At 27.4% G+C, this 3,185-nt stretch carries 4 protein-coding genes and 1 pseudogene; 1 reads left to right on the forward strand and 4 read right to left on the reverse strand.

The window, feature by feature from the left end:
- Positions 1-941 precede the first annotated feature (941 nt).
- From KPL38_RS20275 to KPL38_RS18710, 4 genes and pseudogenes are all read right to left on the reverse strand, one after another.
- Complete coding sequence (locus KPL38_RS20275; RefSeq protein WP_312884280.1) at positions 942-1,070, reverse strand: hypothetical protein; 129 nt, start codon at positions 1,068-1,070, stop codon at positions 942-944.
- Positions 1,071-1,124: 54 nt separating this feature from the next.
- Positions 1,125-1,349, reverse strand: a pseudogene (locus KPL38_RS20280) (YkvA family protein); the annotation flags it as partial.
- A gap of 11 nt (positions 1,350-1,360) precedes the next feature.
- Positions 1,361-1,630 (reverse strand): hypothetical protein, encoded by a 270-nt coding sequence (locus tag KPL38_RS18705; RefSeq protein WP_216290645.1) that lies wholly within the window; start codon positions 1,628-1,630, stop codon positions 1,361-1,363.
- Between the two features lie 5 nt (positions 1,631-1,635).
- Positions 1,636-2,097 (reverse strand): helix-turn-helix domain-containing protein, encoded by a 462-nt coding sequence (locus KPL38_RS18710; RefSeq protein WP_216290646.1) that lies wholly within the window; start codon positions 2,095-2,097, stop codon positions 1,636-1,638.
- Positions 2,098-2,298: 201 nt separating this feature from the next.
- On the opposite strand from KPL38_RS18710, the gene KPL38_RS18715 reads away from it, so the two are divergent.
- Entirely contained in the window at positions 2,299-2,865 is a 567-nt protein-coding gene (locus KPL38_RS18715) for a hypothetical protein (RefSeq protein WP_216290647.1), read from the forward strand.
- Positions 2,866-3,185 lie beyond the last annotated feature (320 nt).

Below are 3,185 nucleotides of genomic sequence, written 5' to 3' on the forward strand. Positions count from 1 at the left end.
ACAACCTTTTTTCCCTGAATTTAAAATTACTTGCCGTCTTATAATATCAGGACAATCTTTTAATGCCCCATCAATTAAGGAAAAATTTTTATCAAAATCATTATATAAATTTACATTTGTATTTATATTTTTATTTTTATCTTCACCCATTTATATCACCATTAATATTATTAGTAATATATATATAAATTATACATAATTTAAGATAACTTTTATGGGGTTTAAATAAATGTCATGAAAGTGTTATTGAACTAAACCGCTAAAAGCGGTGGCAGATATGTGCTAATATAAATTTTTGACTTGTATTCTGTTCTAAATTCTTATAAAATTAAATTAGTTAAAGTTACAATGCTATAAATTTTTTTTATTTAAAAGCATCTTTCGTTATGTAATGCCACCTTAGTTTGTTTTTATATATGATAATTAAAGTTAATGATAGAAAATACAAGATATACTGATCATCATGAATTTTATTTGGATTATTGCGAGATATAAGATAAATATAACAGAGTATCGCTGATTTTAGGAAAGTGATATTTATTGAAATCCCATAGTAAGTGCTAACGCGGCATCGTTCAATAGTTTGTTTCAGACATCGAGCAATTTTCGTAGCTATCATCATTTAAGTATATACTTATGGTGATAGCTTTTGTCGGCTCAACATCTGAAAGCAAACCTATTCATTTCATGACATAATTTATTTTTTGATCCATTTATAAAAGCTCATTAATTTTATGACATTGTCTTGTTATAATTTCAACCAATTCATATTAAACTCTTTAACGGGTACAGCCGACATACGTGTAAAAATAAGCCACCTGCTGGGTATTAATTCCATACGTTTAGTAACTAACGCAATTTCTTACGAAACACTACTAATTAGCGACTTCTTGTCGCACAACAATATAAGAATGTTACGAAGAAAAATACATAACAATATGTTATAAAAATCTTGTTATAACATAAGTAAATATACCAATCCATATAAATATTATAATGCCTCCTGCAACCCAATTTCTAGGTTTACCTTCTTTAAAAATATCTTCTGACTGCTCTCTACATTCATTCATAATATCTTTTGGTATTAATCTAATTGCAAATACTACACCAATAGGAACTAAAATTAAATCATCAAGATAGCCTAATACGGGTATAAAATCAGGAATTAAATCAATAGGGCTTAGCGCATATCCGACTACTAATACTACTACTAACTTAGCGTACCAAGGTACATCACGTCTCTTACAGGCTAAAGATAATGCTCCGATTTCTTTCTTTAAATTTTTGACTTTTATCTTAAAATCGTTAATGATTTTTTTTAATATTCCAATAAAATTGTTAATTATAATTCCCCCTTACGTCATAGAATATTGGTCGAAATTTTAAGCAAAAATATACAAACAATCCCTGATGTAAAATCAGCAATACCTTCAACGGTTCCAATAAAAGTCTTGTTTAATTCTAATGCAGTTAAATAAAGTGGTAAAACAACATTAACTAAGCCTCCGCCTATATCTGCAAGAAATGTTGCAACACTAAGCCAGATAATGTTTGAATTAATCTTCTTAGAATTTATATTTTTAAACTCCTCTTTGTCCATATCTATTAATTCTTGGTAAATATTAATCACTATTTTTAATCAGTTGTTTCCAAGTTTTTATTTTTTACGTTAACTTTAACGTCATCTCTGAGATGCCAGTATATTTTAAATTCAAGTTTTTCTATATCTCTTTTTTGTTTGTAGCTAATGCTCAACTTAACATCAGCAGGGATACTTATACTTGAATTTAAATCCTTTATTAATGAGCTTATATCATTCTTTTCCTTTAGCTTTGAAGCTTGATTACATATATCATTTATCATATCCTTATAGTTTCCTTCTTCTTCCTCATAAACTGCATATGTATCATCTTGATTAGTATAACGAACAGAATCCCCCGATCCAATCCAATCTATTAATATCTTTTTATTAAATCTCCACTCTCTTCCTATCTTTCTTGCGGGTAAATGGTCTTCTCTCAATAACTTAATCATAGTTCTTTCACTAACATTTAATAAACCACACGCTTGTTCGAGGTTTAGAATTTCATTTTCCATATTTTAATTGTCCTCCTTTGGTTTTGATATTATTATACAATAGAAGATAATATATGTAAAATAAATGATTTTAATACAATTTTAATGTAACTTTAATAGCATTTGATTAAAAAAGCATTTGTAATATACAAAGTACAATATGATTATAAACGGACAAAAGATGTTCAACTACTAAGTACTTATTTAAAGGAGATTAACAATATGTCAATGATTGAGTTACAAAATACAAATAAAGCTATTATTAAGAATGCTAATGAAAAAAGATTGGTAAGATTATCAATAATCCTCACAACTATATTTCTCTTTTGCAGCTTTCTTTTTTGTACACTTTCAATTACTAAACATCTTCCAATACCGTCAAGTATATGTGGGTTATTAGTGAAAACCCTTAATTTCGGTTCAAAATGGGCTGCTGTTATTGGTATAGCTTTTGCAATGGCTTGGTATGTGGTAACTAAGTTAATAAAAAAAGCTAAAAGTAAAAATGAACCTCCAAAGAAAATTATTATTACATTTGCAAAAATAGCAAGACGGTTTCATGTACCTATAGCCATTCTTGCTTTAGGATTTGCACTTGTGCATGGATATGTTGCAATATTAAATGGAGTCAAGTTAAATATTGGTTACATAACAGGTTTAGTAGCCTTGGGAATATTCGTTATTGTGTCTTTTTCTGGAATACGAAGATACATTCCAAAGCATAGACTTCATTTGCTATCAAGTGTTTTATTGTTAGCGGTTCTAATAGTGCATATTATCTATTTTTAATAAGAAATAAGATTATTTACAAAAACGATAACCATTTGCAAAATAATAATACTATAGATAAGGATAGAATGTTCATATTACACTGTGAACCCTCTATCCTTATTTTTTAAAGTAATTATATATTTTTAGAACTTTAATTATACTTAATGTATAATTAAATGAATATGATGTATTTATAGTTGTATATAACTACATAATGTTATATTATTAGATAGACCAGCTAGTTAAAGTCAAGTGTAAATTTGCGAAAGTAGTTGTTAATTTCATTGCATAACAAAAAGACCATTGCATAACACGAACAATGGTAAATTTAGTAATTA

It is taken from the genome of Clostridium psychrophilum, from assembly GCF_018861705.1.
GTDB classification, from domain to species: domain Bacteria; phylum Bacillota; class Clostridia; order Clostridiales; family Clostridiaceae; genus Clostridium_AD; species Clostridium_AD psychrophilum.

Excerpts from the sequence above, each read along its gene's own strand:
- KPL38_RS20275 (WP_312884280.1), bottom strand. The coding sequence starts at position 1,070 with ATGAATGAATGTAGAGAGCAGTCAGAAGATATTTTTAAAGAAGGTAAA.
- KPL38_RS18710 (WP_216290646.1), bottom strand. The coding sequence starts at position 2,097 with ATGGAAAATGAAATTCTAAACCTCGAACAAGCGTGTGGTTTATTAAAT.
- KPL38_RS18715 (WP_216290647.1), top strand. The coding sequence starts at position 2,299 with ATGTCAATGATTGAGTTACAAAATACAAATAAAGCTATTATTAAGAAT.